Annotated in this window: 14 protein-coding genes; all 14 read right to left on the reverse strand. The window is 60.3% G+C overall.

The features are described from left to right. Positions 1-52: 52 nt before the first annotated feature. Positions 53-1,069, reverse strand: a complete 1,017-nt coding sequence (locus KGB24_RS02910; protein ID WP_008033195.1) for a class I SAM-dependent rRNA methyltransferase — start codon at positions 1,067-1,069, stop codon at positions 53-55. 160 nt (positions 1,070-1,229) lie between these two features. After that, a complete protein-coding gene (locus tag KGB24_RS02915) occupies positions 1,230-2,102 on the reverse strand; it encodes an oxygenase MpaB family protein (protein WP_223414100.1) in 873 nt (290 codons plus the stop codon). 149 nt (positions 2,103-2,251) lie between these two features. Beyond that, on the reverse strand, positions 2,252-4,189 hold the full coding sequence (acs, locus tag KGB24_RS02920; RefSeq protein WP_223414101.1) for an acetate--CoA ligase: 1,938 nt from the start codon (positions 4,187-4,189) through the stop codon (positions 2,252-2,254). Positions 4,190-4,361: 172 nt separating this feature from the next. Beyond that, positions 4,362-6,026 carry a glucose-6-phosphate isomerase gene (gene pgi, locus KGB24_RS02925; protein ID WP_008033191.1) on the reverse strand — a complete coding sequence of 555 codons (1,665 nt, stop codon included), beginning with the start codon at positions 6,024-6,026 and terminating at the stop codon, positions 4,362-4,364. 220 nt (positions 6,027-6,246) lie between these two features. Next, a complete protein-coding gene (gene panD / locus KGB24_RS02930; RefSeq protein ID WP_223413945.1) occupies positions 6,247-6,627 on the reverse strand; it encodes an aspartate 1-decarboxylase in 381 nt (126 codons plus the stop codon). A gap of 172 nt (positions 6,628-6,799) precedes the next feature. After that, complete coding sequence (gene panC, locus KGB24_RS02935; protein ID WP_223413944.1) at positions 6,800-7,660, reverse strand: pantoate--beta-alanine ligase; 861 nt, start codon at positions 7,658-7,660, stop codon at positions 6,800-6,802. Then, entirely contained in the window at positions 7,657-8,457 is an 801-nt protein-coding gene (panB, locus tag KGB24_RS02940; RefSeq protein ID WP_223413943.1) for a 3-methyl-2-oxobutanoate hydroxymethyltransferase, read from the reverse strand. Before panB ends, panC begins: the two co-directional genes overlap by 4 nt. 369 nt (positions 8,458-8,826) lie before the next feature. Then, positions 8,827-9,306 carry a 2-amino-4-hydroxy-6-hydroxymethyldihydropteridine diphosphokinase gene (gene folK, locus KGB24_RS02945; protein WP_223416200.1) on the reverse strand — a complete coding sequence of 160 codons (480 nt, stop codon included), beginning with the start codon at positions 9,304-9,306 and terminating at the stop codon, positions 8,827-8,829. Positions 9,307-9,309: 3 nt separating this feature from the next. Beyond that, complete coding sequence (locus KGB24_RS02950; protein WP_223416201.1) at positions 9,310-10,710, reverse strand: polynucleotide adenylyltransferase PcnB; 1,401 nt, start codon at positions 10,708-10,710, stop codon at positions 9,310-9,312. A gap of 801 nt (positions 10,711-11,511) precedes the next feature. After that, positions 11,512-12,948: a sigma-54-dependent transcriptional regulator gene (locus tag KGB24_RS02955; protein WP_008033182.1), complete on the reverse strand. Its 1,437-nt coding sequence runs from the start codon at positions 12,946-12,948 to the stop codon at positions 11,512-11,514. Positions 12,949-12,970: 22 nt separating this feature from the next. Next, positions 12,971-15,925: a sensor histidine kinase gene (locus KGB24_RS02960; RefSeq protein WP_008033180.1), complete on the reverse strand. Its 2,955-nt coding sequence runs from the start codon at positions 15,923-15,925 to the stop codon at positions 12,971-12,973. Next, on the reverse strand, positions 15,909-16,085 hold the full coding sequence (locus KGB24_RS02965) for a hypothetical protein (protein WP_003176118.1): 177 nt from the start codon (positions 16,083-16,085) through the stop codon (positions 15,909-15,911). Before KGB24_RS02965 ends, KGB24_RS02960 begins: the two co-directional genes overlap by 17 nt. Before the next feature lie 77 nt (positions 16,086-16,162). Next, positions 16,163-17,056: a tRNA glutamyl-Q(34) synthetase GluQRS gene (gene gluQRS, locus KGB24_RS02970; protein WP_008036380.1), complete on the reverse strand. Its 894-nt coding sequence runs from the start codon at positions 17,054-17,056 to the stop codon at positions 16,163-16,165. A gap of 204 nt (positions 17,057-17,260) precedes the next feature. Further along, complete coding sequence (gene dksA / locus KGB24_RS02975; protein ID WP_007902025.1) at positions 17,261-17,701, reverse strand: RNA polymerase-binding protein DksA; 441 nt, start codon at positions 17,699-17,701, stop codon at positions 17,261-17,263. Between the last annotated feature and the right edge of the window lie 19 nt (positions 17,702-17,720).

The following is a 17,720-nucleotide window of genomic DNA, read 5'->3' on the forward strand; positions in this document are numbered from 1 at the left end:
GGTTCCGAAGTATTCGCTCAGCCCAGGATTTTTCAGATTTATCTGACGTGATTCAGAGCTGCAGGATCAGTGTTTTCAGCGGCGGCTGTTGATCCATGGACGGGAAATCGGCGCCCGGTTTCATCACCGTCCACTCGCGCACCGGGCGGCCGGCCTTCTCCGCGCAGCGCAAAACCTGTTCGCGCCAGTCGTCCATGCTGACTTTTGCCAGGTTGTTGCAGCAGATCAGCACGCCATTGTCGGCGGTGGTCAGCAGCGCGGGCTTGAGCAGGCTCTGGTAGTCGCGCAGCAGGTCGACGGTGCCGAAAGCGCTCTTGGCCCAGGCCGGAGGGTCCAGCAAAACCAGATCGTATTGACGTTGTTCCAGGCGTTGATAGCTCGGCAGTTTCTGCCCGCGACGCTGGCTGATGGGCAGGCCGGCGAGTTGGCGAATGGCCGGGAAATAATCGGACTGGATGAATTGCATGGTCGGCAATTGCGGATTGAGCAGACCGTTTTCGCGGCCGACCGCCAGGTTGCCCTCGGCGAAGTCCAGGTTGCACACCTCGCTCGCGCCACCGGCCGCAGCGCTCAGGCCGACGCCGCAGGTGTAGGCAAACAGGTTCAGCACGCTTTTGTTCTTGCTGTGATCCTTGACCCAGCCGCGGGTGTTGCGCAGGTCGAGAAACAGCAGCGGATCCTGGCCGGCGTGACGGCCGCGAACCCGGTAATTCAGGCCCCATTCGTGACCGACCAAGTCTTGCAGGGCGGCTTCGTCGGCGCGGTAGACCGTGTCTTCACGGTCGATGCGCGAGTTGCCCCGGGAGCGGTCGTTGTAGACCAGCAGGGTGTCGAGGCCCAGATGTTGGTTGATCGTTTCATGCACTTGCAGCAGGGCGTCGCGCTCCAGCGCCTGATGAAAGCTCTGCACCAACAGCTGCGGGCCGTAGCGGTCGATGGTCAGGCCGCCGGCGCCTTCCTGGCTGCCGTGGAACAGGCGATAGCAATCGGTGCCTTGCTGATGCAGTTCGGCAAGCAGGTCCTGGCGATGTTCGAGGGCGGCGCACAGCGCCTGATTCAAGGAAGACATGCTGGGCGCCTTGCAGGGGAGGGAATTTGGCGCGGGAGTTTAACAGCTTGCGCACGAGAGGACTTGTAGGAGCGAGGCTTGCCCGCGAAGAATGCCGCACGGTCTGGCGGATACACCGCGTTATCGTTCTTCGCGGGCAAGCCTCGCTCCTACAAGGGGATTAGGTTGGTAGTCCCATCCGTCGCTTGGCCCGATGCACCGAGCCGTTACGCACGGCCCAGCGCAACATCGGTGCGCTGCGGTTGACGCTGGTGCGGATCAGTTTGCGTTGCAGCGAGCTCTGGCGCACGCCGAGCATGTCGCTGGCCCAATCCGGCAGCAGGTCAATGCCTGCCTGCATCATCAACCCGCCGAACGGCTTGGCCAGACGGCTCGGGGAGGGTGCGTTCAACAACAGTCGCAACACCTCGCGACTGCGCTCGTCGCACAGCAATTGCGGACGAATGCGCTCAAGGTATTCGGCCGTTTCCTGTCGCGAACGCGGTACGTCACGCGCGCCCAGGCGTTCGGCGACCAAGGCGATTTCATCGTAGTAACGGTCCTGATCGGCTAGCGAAAGGTGTGGGTTGCGATAACGTAAATGCGCCGCGAGGAAGTTGCTGACTTCGGCCACGTGTACCCAGGTGAGCAGATCTGGATCACTGGCGGCGTAAGGCCGGCCATCCGGCGCGGTGCCGGTCACTTGCAGGTGGATGGTGCGGACTTTCTCGATCAGCCAGTCGGCATCTTTGCGCGAGCCGAAGGTGGTGCCGGAAATGAATTGCCCGGTGCGGCGCAGGCGACCGAGCATGTCCTCGCGAAAGTTCGAATGGTCCCAGACCCCGGCCAGCGCCAAGGGGTGCAGGGCTTGCAGCATCAACGCGCTGATGCCGCCGATGAGCATGCTGCTGAAGTCGCCGTGGACTTGCCAACTGACCGAATCAGGGCCGAACAGGCCGGGATCACCCTTGGGGTTTTCCAGGTCGAGCTTGCCGAGGGACAGGCCAGTGAGGCTCATGACCTGGGTTTCGATGCGGCTGCGGATGAATTCCATGGCGACTCATTGTTAAAAAAAGGTAAGCGCCAATCTCCCCTGTAGGAGCCGGCTTGCTGGCGATAGCGGTGTGTCATTCAACATTTTTGTCGATTGATACGCCGCAATCGCCAGCAAGCCGGCTCCTACAAGGACAAGGCGTGGACACGTTATTGGTTCAGGCGTTTATCCACCAGATCCTGAACCACGCTCGGATCAGCCAACGTCGAGGTGTCGCCCAGGCTGTCCAGCTCATTGCAGGCGATCTTGCGCAGAATCCGTCGCATGATCTTGCCCGAACGGGTTTTCGGCAAGGCCGGGGCCCACTGGATCAGGTCCGGTTTGGCAAAACTGCCGATTTCCTTGCTGACGTGGGCCAGCAGTTCCTTCTTCAGTTCGTCGTTGGGATCGGTGCCGTTCATGGGTGTGACAAAGGCATAGATGCCCTGGCCTTTGACGTCGTGAGGGTAACCGACCACCGCCGCTTCGGCGATGCTGTCGTGCAGCACCAGGGCGCTTTCCACTTCGGCGGTGCCGATGCGGTGGCCGGAAACGTTGATCACGTCGTCAATGCGCCCGGTGATCCAGTAATCGCCGTCCTCGTCGCGCCGCGCGCCGTCGCCGGTGAAATAGTAGCCAGGGTAGGGTTTGAAATAGGTGTCGACCATCCGTTGCGGGTCGCCGTAGACGCTGCGGATCTGTGCCGGCCAGCTGGATTTGATCGCCAGCACGCCGCTGCCGGCGCCTTTGATTTCCTTGCCCACTTCGTCGAGCAACACCGGCTGCACACCGAACATCGGTTGTGTGGCGCAGCCGGGTTTGATCCGCTGCGCGCTCACCAGCGGGCTGAGCATGATGCCGCCGGTTTCAGTCTGCCACCAGGTGTCAACGATCGGGCAACGCTGTTCGCCGACGACGTTGAAATACCAATCCCACGCTTCCGGGTTGATCGGCTCCCCGACGCTGCCGAGTAATCTGAGGCTCGCGCGGGACGTTTCCTTCAGCGGTTCGGGGCCTTCGCGCATCAGCGAACGCAGGGCGGTGGGGGCGGTGTAGAAGATGTTCACGTGGTGCTTGTCGATCACCTGCCAGAAGCGCGAGCTGCTCGGGTAGCTCGGCACGCCTTCGAAGATCAGCGTGGTCGCGCCGTTGGCCAGCGGGCCGTAGACGATGTAACTGTGGCCTGTGACCCAGCCGACATCGGCGGTGCACCAGAAGACTTCGTTGTCGCGGTAGTCGAGCACGTATTTGAAGGTCATCGCCGCTTGCAGCAGATAACCGCCGGTGGTGTGCAACACGCCTTTGGGTTTGCCGGTGCTGCCGGAGGTGTAGAGGATGAACAGCGGGTCTTCGGCGTCCATGGGTTCCGGCGGGCAATTGTCGTCGACGTCGCGCAGCGCCTGGTGATACCAGAGGTCGCGGCCTTCGACCCAGTCGACATCGCCCTGGGTGCGCTCGACCACGATCACGGTGCTGACGTTCGGGCAACTTTTCAGCGCTTGGTCGACTTTCTGCTTGAGCTGTACGAATTTGCCGCCGCGCACGCCTTCATCGGCGGTGATCACGGTGCGGCAGTCGGCGTCGAGAATGCGGTCGCGCACCGAGTCCGGGGAGAAACCGCCAAATACCACCGAATGCACCGCACCGATTCGTGTGCAGGCGAGCATGGCGTAGGCGGCTTCGGGGATCATCGGCATGTAAATGCACACGCGGTCGCCTTTCTTCACGCCACGGCTTTTGAGCACATTGGCCAGGCGGCAGACGTTGTGATGCAGTTTTTTGTAAGTGATCTGGGCCGATTCGGCGGGGTCATCGCCTTCCCAGAGGATTGCGATCTGATCGCCGCGTTTTTCCAGGTGGCGATCGATGCAGTTGTAGCTGACGTTTAATTTTCCGCCGGCAAACCAGCTGGCTTCGCCGGTTTTCAGGTCATAGCGCTGGACGGTTTTCCACGGTGTGCTCCAGTCGAGGAAGCGTGTGGCCTGTTCAGCCCAGAATTCACTGGGGTGCTCGATGGATTGACGGTACAGGCGCTTGTAGTCGTCTTGACTGAGGTGTGCGGCCCGGCGGACGGCATCGGCTTTGGGGAACGTGCTGATATCGAACATGACGGTTCCTTCTTCTTGTTTTTGCGACAAGAGGGGAGCTACGCGACCCTCGTAGGAGCCGGCTTGCTGGCGATAGCGGCGTATCAGTCGACAAAAATGTTGAATGACACACCGCTATCGCCAGCAAGCCGGCTCCTACAAGGTTAGTACCGTCTGTAGGAGTGGCGTCAGATTAACCGCGGTGACGACCGCGGAAATAGTTGATCAGCCCTTGGGTGGAAGCATCGTCAGCCGGGGTTTCTTCGCTGCCGACCAGACGGTTGTAGACGCCTTTGCCCAGCTCTTTGCCCAGCTCCACGCCCCACTGGTCGAAGGCGTTGATGCCCCAGATCACGCTTTGCACGAAGACTTTGTGTTCGTACATCGCCACCAGTGCGCCGAGACGACGCGGGCTGATGCGTTCGACCACCAGGGTGTTGCTCGGACGGTTGCCCGGGATCACCTTGTGCGGCGCGAGTTTCTGCACGTCGGCTTCGGCCATGCCTTTGTCACGCAGCTCGGATTCGGCCTCGGCGCGGGTCTTGCCGAGCATCAGTGCCTGGCTTTGCGACAAGCAGTTGGCGTACAGCCACTGGTGGTGATCGGACACCGGGTTGAAGCTGACGATCGGCACAATGAAGTCGGCCGGGATCAATTGGGTGCCTTGGTGCAGCAACTGGTGATACGCGTGCTGACCGTTGCAGCCCACGCCACCCCAGATCACCGGACCGGTATCAGTGGACACCGGTGTGCCGTCCTGGCGCACGCTCTTGCCGTTGGATTCCATGTCCAGCTGTTGCAAGTGTTTGGTGATGTTGCGCAGGTAGTGGTCGTACGGCAGGATCGCGTGGCTCTGCGCGCCCCAGAAGTTGCCGTACCAGACACCGAGCAACGCCAGCAGCACCGGCATGTTCTGTTCGAATGGCGCGCTCTGGAAATGCTGGTCCATGGTGTAGGCACCGGACAGCAGTTCCTTGAAGTTCGACATGCCGATGGCCAGGGCAATCGGCAAACCGATGGCCGACCACAGCGAATAACGGCCGCCAACCCAATCCCACATCGGGAAGATGTTTTCTTCGCGGATACCGAACGCCACGGCGGCGGCGTTGTTGCTCGAGACCGCGATGAAGTGACGATACAGCTCGGCTTCCGAACCACCCTGAGCCAGGTACCAGGCGCGAGCGGCCTGGGCGTTTTTCAGGGTTTCGAGGGTGTTGAAGGACTTCGACGAAACGATGAACAGCGTGGTCTCGGCGCGCAGCTTCATGGTCAGTTCATGAAGCTCGGTGCCGTCGATGTTCGCCAGGTAATGGCAGCGCACGCCTTTCTGGGCGTAGGACAGCAGGGCTTCGGAAACCAGCTCAGGGCCGAGGAACGAGCCACCGATGCCGATGTTCACCACGTCGGTGATCGGCTTCTCGGTGTAACCGCGCCACAAACCGTCGTGGATACGACCCACGAGGTCGGTGATCTTGTTCAAGACCTTGTGCACTTCAGGCATCACGTTGACGCCGTTGACCGACAGCTTCTCGCCCACTGGGCGGCGCAGCGCGGTGTGCAGGGCCGGGCGTCCTTCGGAAGAGTTGACGATTTCGCCTTCGAACAGCGCCTTGATCGCGCCCTTGAGGTCGACTTCATTGGCCAGGCCCACCAGCAGATTGCGGGTCTCGGCGTTGATCAGGTTCTTCGAGTAGTCGAGAAACAGGCCGCAGCTGCTGAGGGTGAATTGGGTAAAGCGCTGCGGATCGGCATTGAAGGCTTCGCGCATGCTGAAATCCTGCATGGCTTGGCGGTGGTCATTCAGCGCCTGCCAGGCGGGCAGAGCGGTCACGTCTTGAGGAGTGCGGTAGTACGCCATCGCTGCGGGTTTCCTTTTTACTTGAACGGCCTTTTGAACACTAAAAATCCCGGAGCGCTGTGGGTGGGCGTCCGGTCAACTGCGTCGACACGATTTCATGGCACAGGGCGAATACAGTAAACCTCGCGCTGCGATCTGTCTTGACTTTGTCTGACCCGTTCCCGGTACTTTTTTGTACATGAAGCAGGGAACGGTCCGACAAACGGAAGAGAAGGTTCGGTCAGGCGACCTGAACCGGAATGGCATTGCTGGTGTGGCCCAGCTCGTTACCCGGTGCCATGTAGAGCATGCGCGGCTTGAAGTTGAGCAGCTCGGCTTCGCTGTAGTGAGCGTAAGCACAGATGATCACACGGTCACCGACCTTGGCCTTGTGGGCGGCGGCGCCATTGACCGAGATCATGCGCGAGCCTTCTTCGCCACGAATGGCGTAGGTGGTGAAGCGTTCGCCGTTGTCGACGTTGTAGATCTGGATCTGTTCGTATTCACGGATGCCGGACAAGTCCAGCCATTCGCCGTCGATGGCGCAAGAACCTTCGTAATCGAGTACTGCGTGGGTGACTTCGGCGCGATGCAGCTTGGCCTTGAGCATGATGGCGTGCATGAGTGTTTTCCCAGGTCGGAATCGAACGGCGGGCAGTTTGCCCGAAGCGATTGTGGGCAGCAATACAGCGGACGCGGGTAATGCAGACCCTGTAGGAGCCAGCTTGCTGGCGATGGCGATTATGAGGACGCCATCGCCAGCAAGCTGGCTCCTACATTTTGGGTTGTGGTGTTCAGGCGGGTGCGTCGAGGTTCAGGTGCAGGTTGTCGATCAACCGCGTGGTGCCGAGGAACGCCGCCACCAGAATCACCAGGTCCTGATCTTCCGCCGTCGCCGGGCGCAAGGTCAGCGCATGGCGGATTTCCAGATAGTCGGTACGCAAACCCGCAGCTTCAAGCTGTTTGGTCTGTACGGCGATCAACGCCGGAAAATCGCGCTCACCCTGTGTAATGGCATCAGCAATCGAGGTCAGCGTGCGATACACAACCGGCGCCACGGCCCGTTGTTCTTCACTGAGAAACCCATTGCGAGATGACAATGCCAGCCCATCGGCCGCACGGACCGTCGGCTCGCCGATGATCTGGATCGGCATGTTCAGGTCATGCACCAGCGCGCGAATCACGGCCAGTTGCTGGAAGTCTTTCTGACCAAAGATCGCCAGGTCCGGCTGGACCATGTTGAACAGTTTGCTGACCACCGTCGCCACGCCTTCGAAATGCCCCGGACGGCTGGCGCCGCACAGGCCTTCGGACAGTTGTGGAACGCTGACGCGGGTCTGGCCGGTCATGCCGTCGGGGTACATTTCTTCTACGGCGGGTGCGAACAACAAGTGGCAACCGGCCTCGAGCAGTTGTTCCTGGTCCGCTGCCAGGGTGCGCGGGTACTTGTCGAGGTCTTCGCCGGCGCCGAATTGCAGCGGGTTGACGAAAATACTCGCGACTACGAAGTCCGCCCGTTGGGAGGCCTTGGTAATCAGCGCAATATGGCCGCTGTGCAGGTTGCCCATGGTCGGTACGAAGGCGATACGCTTGCCTTCACTGCGGGCGCGGGCCACGGCGGCCCGCAATTCGCGTACGGTTTTTACGGTGTTCATGCAGAGAATCCGTGTTCGATACCAGGGAAAGTCGCCGCTTTGACTTCAGTGACATAAGCGCTCAGGGCCGCGTGAATGCTGGTTTGGCCGTTCGTGAAGTTCTTCACGAACTTTGGCACTCGGCCAGTGATCGACAGGCCGAGCATGTCGTGCAGCACCAGGACCTGGCCGTCGGTACCGCTGCCGGCGCCGATGCCGATCACCGGAATCCCCACTGCCTGGGTGATTTCCTGAGCCAGTTCGCTCGGTACGCATTCGAGCAGCAGCATGGCGGCACCGGCCTGTTCCAGGGCGATGGCGTCGGCGCGCATCTGCCGTGCCTGGTTCTCGCCACGGCCCTGGACTTTGTAACCGCCCAGAATGTTCACCGATTGCGGCGTCAGGCCCATGTGCGCGCACACCGGGATGCCGCGCTCGGCCAGCAGACGGATCGAGTCCGCCAGCCACAGCGCACCTTCGACCTTGACCATGTGTGCACCGGCCTGCATCAACTGGGCGCTGTTGGTCATGGTTTGTTCGATAGTGGCGTAGGCCATGAAGGGCAGGTCGGCGAGGATAAACGCGTCGGTGTTACCGCGTTTGACGGCGGCGACGTGGTAAGCCATCTCGGCGGTGGTCACCGGCAGGGTGCTGTCGTGACCTTGCAGAACCATGCCGAGGGAGTCGCCCACCAGCAGCACTTCGACGCCGGCTTCATTGCAGGCGTGGGCGAAGGTCGCGTCATAGCAGGTCAGCATGGTGATTTTTTCACCTTTTTGCTTGAGACCTTGCAGAGTGGTCAGGGTGATGGCTGGCATGAAAAGTTCCTCATTCAGGCGCTGTGGAAACTACTGCGAGTAACGCGCGTGATTCTTCGTTAAATACAGGCGCACGGTCTGTTGTCGTGCTTTTAAGGCCTGGATTGCGCCCTTTAACGCCGTGTTGGCGGCAGCGGGACGCCTATAGTCGTGAGGAGAACTCGGGAAGTCAATTGCGTGTGTTACCGCATTGTTACGCGTGGGGTGTTACCGAAGTAACTGATGCGATTCAGCAGCCGCAATCTAGCGGGGCATTAGATTTTGTAGGAGCGAAGCTTGCTCGCGAAAGCGGTGTGACATTCAATATTTATGTCGACTGTCACACCGCTTTCGCGAGCAAGCTTCGCTCCTACAGGGGGATGGCGGAGGTCAGGGCAAGCGTTCCAACCCGACGAACGGGCAGGCCTGAAGCAGTTCGGCCAAGGTACGGCCATCGGCCAACCGCAAATCCACCGGCGCCAATTCGGCCAGCGGGTACAGAACAAACGCGCGTTCCTGCATATGGTAGTGAGGCACCTTGAGGCGTGGCTCGTCGATCAGCCGATCACCGAACAGCACGATGTCGAGGTCGAGCGTGCGTGGCCCCCAGCGCTCAAGACGCTCGCGGCCCTGTCCGTTCTCGATGGCTTGCAGCGCATCGAGCAGCTCCAGCGGGGCTAGTGTGCTGTCGAGGGCGGCCACTGCGTTGGTGTAACGCGGTTGGCCAGGCAGCAGCGAGTCGCTCTGATAAAACCCGGAAACCCCGACCAGTTCGGTCTGCGGCAATCGCGCCAGCGCTTCGACGGCGCTGCGCAATTGTTCGGCGGGGTCAGCCAGGTTGCTGCCCATGCCGATGTAGATGCGTTCCATCGATTATTCGCCCGTGGTGCTCGGCGCGCCGGCTGCACGTTTGCGCTTGGCACCGCCGCTGCGGCGACGTTTGCGTGGTGCGCCAGTGCCGTCTTCCTTGCCACTGAGGTCGCGGATCATGTCATGACGTTCGCTGTCGTTGGCGTCCTGATAATCCGTCCACCATTCGCCCAGGCCATCGGTCTGTTCGCCAGCGCTTTCGCGCAGCAGCAGGAAGTCGTAACCGGCGCGGAAGCGCGGGTTGTCCAGCAGCAGGTCGGCGCGTTTGCCGCTGCGGCGCGGCAGGCGTTCCTGCATGTCCCAGATCTCGCGGATCGGCATGGTGAAGCGTTTTGGAATCGCGATCCGCTGGCACTGTTCGGCAATCAGCTCGTGCGCCGCTTCCTGCATCGCCGGAATCGGCGGCATGCCACGTTCCTGCAAGCGCAGCACGCGGGCCGGCAGGGCAGGCCACAACAGGGCTGCAAACAGGAACGCCGGGGTTACCGGTTTGTTCTGCTTGATGCGCAGGTCGGTGTTGATCAGCGCTTCGCTGATCAGGGTGTGGGTGTACGTCGGGTTGTATTCCAGCGCCTCGGCACTGGCCGGGAACAGCGGATCGAACAGCTGCAGGTCGACCAGCATCTCGAAGGTGTCCGCGGCGTGGCCGGAGAGGAACAGCTTGAGCACTTCTTCGAACAGACGGGCCGACGGGATCTCGCGCAGCATCGGTGCCAGGTCGCGGATCGGCAGGGCGCTGTGTTTTTCGATGCCGAAATTTAGCTTGGCGGCGAAACGCACGGCGCGCAGCATCCGCACCGGGTCTTCCTGGTAGCGTTGTTTCGGATCGCCGATCAAACGGATCAGGTGGTTACGGATGTCGTGTACGCCGTTGGCGTAGTCGAGGATGCGCTCGCTGACCGGATCGTAATACAGGGCGTTGATGGTGAAGTCGCGGCGTTGCGCGTCCTCTTCCAGCGTGCCGTAGACGTTATCGCGCAGAATGCGCCCGCTCTCGTTGCGGGAAGACTGGTTGCTGTCTTCCTCTTCATCGTTTTGCGGGTGATTGGCGCGGAAAGTCGCGACTTCAATGATTTCGCGGCCAAAGTGGATATGCACCAGTTTGAAGCGGCGGCCGATGATCCGCGCATTGCGGAATTCGGCGCGCACCTGTTCAGGGGTGGCACTGGTGGCGACGTCAAAGTCTTTTGGTGTGATGCCGAGCATCATGTCACGCACACAACCGCCGACCAGGTAAGCCTGGTAACCGGCGTTCTGCAGGCGTTCGACGATATTCACCGCGTAACGGCTGAATTGTGCCTTTTGCAGCGAGTGTTGGCCGCTGTTAAGCACTTCAGGCGTGCTGCGGATGTGTTGCGTATGACGCTTGGGAGAACGGAATGACTGGAACAGCTTCTTCAGCATGGGATGCACTGTTTGAAGGAATGTTCGGCCAAAACGAAGAATGACCGCATGATGGGCGGGGATTCTAGCATTTAGTCGGGGGATGGTGTAGGACACAGCCGATATGAGCTGTAAGCACCCCTGTAGGAGCGAGCTTGCTCGCGAAAAACTGAAGGGCGCCGCTGGGAATCTGGATTAACGCGTTATCGTTCACGACCATCGCGAGCAAGCTTGCTCCTACAGCCTAGAGCGAGTAACCGTTCCAAATCGCGGAAACTACAAGGGGAGCCGAAGCTCCCCAAGAAGTAGTTGCATGTTCTATTTTTGTTATTGGTTTCGGGCTTCTTGTTTTTGTTGAGTGCCCGCGTCATGAAGTTTTCCTTCATGACCCTCCCAATCGGGAGCCAAGAGCAAACGGATTGCTTTGGTCGCTGTGCTGCAGTGATCTTGCGATCCAACCAGTTCAGGCTCTGTCTCAAGACAGTTTTTTGTTGTTCTCGGCCTGGTCGTGGGGCAAGCCCCAAATACAACGCCTCTCCAAAAGAATCAGTTAGCTACGCCTCATGCCGTCTTGTTTTTATTGTGCGTGAGTCGATACGTCTTATTTTTATTGTCTTGTACATTGCTTGTTATTGTTCTTGTACCAAACATATAGCAGGGTGCGTGCCAACTTTTGCGAAGCCTAGCAAAACAAGGGGTTACGTCACTTGATGGGCTTTTTCGAGGCCAAAAAAAACCGGGGCTTCGTTACCGTAAGCCCCGGTTTCTGTTACGTGAAAAAACTGGGGTAACAGTTTCTTCACACAATCATGTGTTACCCGCTCAGCTCTCGCTGGCCACCCCGGTCTTGCGCCGCGGAATGCCCAGGCGTTGGCGGCGTTCCCACAGGCATTTACGGCTGACGCCCAGTTTGCGTGCCAGCTCGGTTTCGGTCATGTGGTCCTGATGCTCGAGGACGAAGTGCTGGAAGTAGTCTTCCAGTGACAGGTCTTCGGTCGGCTCATGATTGTTGTTGCCGGCGCCGTTGCCCTGTTGCGGAGGCAGGCCGATGAACTCGTCGTCTTCCAGGTCGCTCAGCTCGATGTCGATGCCCAGCAGCTCGGCGGAGATTTCCGGGCTCTCGCACAGGATGACCGCGCGTTCCACCGCGTTTTCCAGTTCGCGCACGTTGCCCGGCCAGGAGTAATGACGAATCGCCTGCTCGGCGTCTGCGGCGAACTTCAGATCGGTGCGGTTGACCCGCGCGCTCTGCCGCGCCAGGAAGGCATTGGCGATTTCGTTGACGTCGGCACCGCGCTCACGCAGGGCCGGCAGTTTCAGGGCGATCACGTGGAGGCGGTAATACAAGTCTTCACGGAACTGGCCGATCTTCGCCAGGCTCTTGAGGTCCCGGTGAGTCGCGGCGATCAGGCGCACATCGACTTTCTGCGACTGGACCGAACCGACCCGGCGAATTTCGCCTTCCTGCAACACGCGCAGCAAGCGGGCCTGGGCTTCCAGTGGCAGTTCGCCGATTTCGTCGAGGAACAAGGTGCCGCCATCAGCCGCTTCCACCAGGCCTGCACGCCCGGCGCTGGCACCGGTGAACGCGCCTTTTTCGTGGCCGAACAGTTCGGACTCGATCAGGCTTTCCGGAATCGCCGCGCAGTTCACCGAAATCATCGGTGCCTTGGCGCGCCTGGACAGGTTGTGCAGGGCACGGGCCACCAGTTCTTTACCGGTACCGGACTCGCCCTGGATCAGGACATTGGAATCGGTTGGCGCGACTTTGCGGATCTTGCTGTACAGATCTTGCATCGGCGGGCACGAACCGATGATGCCGATTTCGCCGTTGCTGTTGTCGACACCCGGTTTCGCTGCGCCATTGGCGGCTTTGCCGACGGCAGGTTCACCGCTGGCCTGTACCGATTGCCGGTCACGCAGGATGCGTGCGACGGCCTGGAGCATTTCGTCGTGGTCGAAAGGTTTGGCGATGTAATCCACCGCGCCCATCTTCATGGAGTCGACCGCCGAGCGCAGGCTGGCGTAGCTGGTCATGATCAGCACCGGCGTGCCCTGGCCGAGTTTGATCAACTCGGTGCCTGGCGCGCCAGGCAAACGCAGGTCGCTGACGATCAGGTCGAACGTGGGAATGGTGAAGCGTTCTTGTGCTTCCTGCACTGAACCGGCTTCGCTGACCTGGTACTGGTTACGTTCCAGCAGGCGGCGCAAGGCGGAGCGGATAATTGTTTCGTCTTCGACGATCAAAATGTGCGGCATTGATTCGATACTCTCGACGGTCTCAGTTCACAGCGGACGTCGCTTCGACATGACGCGGCAAGGTCACCCGGATACGGGTGCCGCGTTGGCTTTGAACATCAGCCGGGCTGTCGATGGTGATTTGTCCATAATGCTCTTCAACGATGGAATAGACCAGTGCAAGGCCCAGACCGGTGCCTTCGCCAGGATCCTTGGTGGTGAAGAAAGGTTCGAACAATCTGTCCATGATGCTCGATGGAATACCGCTGCCTTCGTCTTCCACGATCAGGTCGACCGTGTGTTCGCCGGCTTCGCTTTTTACACGCACCGCGCTGCCGGGAGGCGAGGCGTCACGGGCGTTTGAGAGCAGGTTGATCAGTACCTGGGCGAGTCGCTGCGGATCGCCTTCGACCCAGTGATCGGGGTCGCACAGGTTGTAGAACTGCACTTCGAAATTGCGTCGGTTCAGGGCCAGCAAGCCAATGGCGTCCTGGGCCACTTCGGCCAGACAGACGGGCTCGTCGTTGTGCTGATGACTGCCCGCGTGGGCAAAACTCATCAGCGACTGGACGATGCGCGATACGCGTTTGGTCTGTTCCAGAATCTGCCCGCTGATTTCCTTCAGCTCGCCATCGTCTTCGCGTTCTTCGCGCAGGTTCTGCGCCAGGCAAGCGATGCCGGTGATCGGGTTGCCGATTTCATGGGCCACGCCCGCAGCGAGGCGGCCGATACTGGCCAGACGCTCGGAGTGCACCAGTTTGTCTTCGAGCATCTGCGTTTCGGTGAGGTCTTCCACCAGCAATACCAAACCACTGTTGCCCGGCGCGAGCGGTTCGTCGATCGCCGCTTTGTGCAGGTTCAGCCAGCGGGTCTGGCCATCAAGGGCCAGATGTTGTTTGTGCAAATGCTCGTCCGGCAGATTGATGAAGCCTTGCAGCAGCTCTTTCCACGGATCGGCGATGGTGCTCAGGCGCGAACCGACCACACGCTGCGCGGCGATTCCGGTCAGCTCCTCCATGGCTTTGTTCCACATGAGGATTTCCTGATCCTTGGCCAGCGAGCAAACGCCCATCGGCAATTCCTGCAGGGTCTGGCGGTGATAGCGGCGCAGGGCATCGAGTTCAGCGGCCAGGCCGGTCAGGCGCGAGTGGTAATCCTCGAGGCGGCTTTCGATGAAGTGAATGTCTTCAGTGACGTAGTTTTCACCGCCGGCCTTATAAGGCAGGAACGTCTCGACCATGTCCTGCGCCACGCTCGGGCCCATCAGGCCGGAGAGGTTGGCTTCGATCCGGTCACGCAAGCGGCGCAAGGCGTAAGGGCGGCGCTCGTCGAACGGCAGGTAGAGATCGCGCAGCGCTTGTTCGACTTCTTTCTGCGCAGCCTTGGCGCCCAAGGGTTTGGCCAGTTGCGTGGCGAACTCCTGAGGCGAGGCGGCGTGCAATTCCCGGCGTTGCGGGCGACGCACGTTGTCCACGGCGCAAGCTTCGGCGGCGCTGGCTTCTTCGGGGCTGGCGTTGGTGAACAGCGAAATCAGAGTGAACATCAGTACGTTGGCGGCCAACGAGGCGATTGCCGCCATGTGCCAGCTGGTGTCGTCCAGCACGTAGATCATGTTCAGCAGCGGAATGTAGAAGCCTTGCAGGTTGCCGACCAGCGGCAACAGCATGGTCACCAGCCACACCAGAATCCCCGCCAGCAAACCGGCGATGAAGCCACGGCGGTTGGCGGTCGGCCAGTAAAGGACGGACAGCACGCCCGGCAGGAACTGCAACGTAGCCACAAACGCGACGATGCCGAGGTTGGCCAGGTCCTGCTCTGCGCCCAGCAGCAGATAGAAACCGTAACCGGCCATGATGATCGCGACGATCAGCGCCCGACGTGTCCACTTCAACCAGCGGTAGATGTTGCCTTCGGCCGGTGGCTGATAGAGCGGCAGCACCAGGTGGTTCAGCGCCATCCCGGACAGGGCCAGGGTGGTGACGATGATCAGCCCGCTGGCGGCCGATAGCCCGCCGACATATGCCAGCAGCGCCAAGGCTTTGCTGTTGGCGGCGATACCGATGCCCAGCGTGAAGTATTCAGGATTTGTCGTGGCCCCCAGTTTCAGGCCGGCCCAGAGAATCAGCGGCACCGCCAGGCTCATCAACAGCAGGAACAACGGCAAACCCCAACTCGCGCTGACCAGCGAGCGCGGGTTGAGGTTTTCGGTAAAGGTCATGTGGTACATGTGCGGCATCACAATCGCCGAGGCGAAGAACACCAGCAACAGCGTGCGCCATGGGCCTTCTTGCAATGGCGTGTGCAGCGCGGCGAGGGCGGTCTGGTTTTGCAGCAGCCACAGTTCCAGCTGTTGCGGGCCGTCGAACACGCCGTACAGCGCATACAAACCAACGCCGCCAATGGCGATCAGCTTGATCACCGACTCGAAGGCAATGGCAAACACCAGGCCTTCGTGTTTCTCGCGGGTGGCGATGTGGCGCGAGCCGAAGAAAATCGTGAACAGCGTAATCAGCGCGCAAAAGCTCAGGGCCACGCGATGCTGCACCGGTTCGCGGGTGAGGATGCCGATGGAGTCCGCCACGGCCTGAATCTGCAAGGCCAGCAACGGCAGCACGCCGATCAGCATGAAGATCGTGGTCAGTGCGCCGGCCCAGGTACTGCGGAAGCGGAACGCGAACAGGTCGGCCAGCGACGACAGTTGATACGTGCGGGTGATCTTCAGGATCGGATACAGCAACACCGGCGCCAGCAGAAATGCCCCGGAAACCCCAAGGTAGCTGGAGAGAAAGCCGTAGCCGTACTGATAGGCCAGGCCCACCGTGCCGTAAAACGCCCAGGCACTGGCGTAAACGCCCAGCGACAGGGTGTAAGTCAGGGGGTGGCGAATGATCGCCCGGGGGATCATGCCCCGTTCGCTGATCCAGGCGACGCCGAACAGCACCGCCAGGTACGCGGCGCTGATCAGGATCATCTGGGTCAGGCTAAAGCTCATCGGCATCTTTTTGGCTCTGCAGGATGAAGGTCACGACGATCAGAATCAGCCAGAGCAGATACGGGCGATACCAGGCGCCAGTGGCGTCGATCCACCAATCCATGATGGCCGGGGAAAACAGGTAAATCCCCACTACCAGGAGCAGGACCAAGCGATAGATGTACATCCCGGCCTCTCTTTTTTATGCGCGTGCCCGAAAACGTGCGGCGATGGTAACGGATGGGCGCGCCACTGCAAGTCTGATCACTGTAGTTGCGCTTCGGGCAGGTTGAGTGTGCGCGGGATCTTCAGCGCGTCCCAGTGGGCAATGCCCCAGTTCAGCACTTCCCGTGGTGTGGCGTACGCCAGTTCTGTGCCGGGATTTTGCCCGAGTGCGCGCAATGCGCGCAGCAACAACGGTGTTGCCTGGTCTTCGGTCAGCGGCGGCGAACGGTAGGACTTGCCGAGCTTGTTGCCGTCAGGCTGGGTAATCAGCGGGATGTGCAGATAGCGCGGTTGCGAAAAACCCAGCAGTTCCTGCAGGTAGAGCTGGCGTGGCGTGGAGTCCAGCAGGTCGGCGCCACGGACGATGTCGGTGATGCCTTGCCAGGCATCATCGAGCACCACCGCCAGTTGATAGGCATAGAGCCCGTCGCGGCGACGGATCACGAAATCACCGACGTCGCGCCCCAGGTGTTGGCGGTACTCGCCCTGCACGCGGTCGATGAAGTGGTATTCCAGCTCAGGCACGCGCAGGCGAATGGCGGCATCTTCAGTGCCATGGCCTGCATTGCGACACAGACCCGGATAAATGCCGTGATACGGCTCCAGTTGTTTGCGCGAGCACGTGCAGGCGTAGGCCAGGCCGTGATTGAACAGGCGATTGAGCACTTCGGCGTAGGCATCGTGACGGTCGCTCTGTCGGACCATTTCGCCGTCCCACTCGAAGCCATAGCTTTCCAGCGCCTTGAGGATCGCCGCTTGGGCGCCGGGTTCTTCCCGTGGCGGATCGAGGTCTTCCATGCGCATCAACCAGCGCCCGCCCACCGAGCGCGCATCGAGGTACGAGGCCAGCGCTGCGACCAGCGAACCGAAATGCAGATGGCCGCTTGGCGTAGGGGCGAAGCGTCCGATGTAGGCGGGGGCGATGGCGGTCATAAGGCGATTTCAGGCTGTTCAATCGTTTCGAGCATGGCTTGAAGCCGTCTTCGCGAGCAAGCTTCGCTCCTACAAAGGCCGGCGCAATCTCCTGTAGGAGCGAAGCTTGCTCGCGAAGGCGATTCCGAAGACGCAATAAACATCAGCAAATATCAGAAACAAAAACGGAGCGTTCGCACGCTCCGTTCTTCGTTCAAGTCGCAATTACTTGCCGACTTGCTTTTCCTTGATTTCCGCCAGGGTCTTGCAGTCAACGCACATGTCGGCGGTAGGGCGTGCTTCCAGTCGCTTGACGCCGATCTCGACGCCGCAGGACTCGCACCAGCCATATTCTTCGTCTTCGATCAATTGCAGCGTCTTGTCGATCTTCTTGATCAACTTGCGCTCGCGGTCACGGGCGCGCAATTCAAGGCTGAATTCTTCTTCCTGGCTGGCACGGTCTGCCGGGTCAGGGAAGTTGGCCGCCTCGTCTTTCATGTGATCAACCGTGCGGTCGACTTCCTGCATCAAGTCCTGTTTCCACTTGTTCAGGATCTTGGTGAAGTGAGCGCGCATGGGTTTGCCCATGTACTCCTCGCCCTTAACTTCTTTGTAGGGTTCGAAGCCGCTGATCGACTGATTTTGCTGCTTTGCTTGGGTGGGCATGAAATGGACCGCCTCTACT

Origin of the sequence: Pseudomonas sp. BF-RE-25 (assembly GCF_019956105.1) — a bacterium.
GTDB lineage: Bacteria > Pseudomonadota > Gammaproteobacteria > Pseudomonadales > Pseudomonadaceae > Aquipseudomonas > Aquipseudomonas migulae.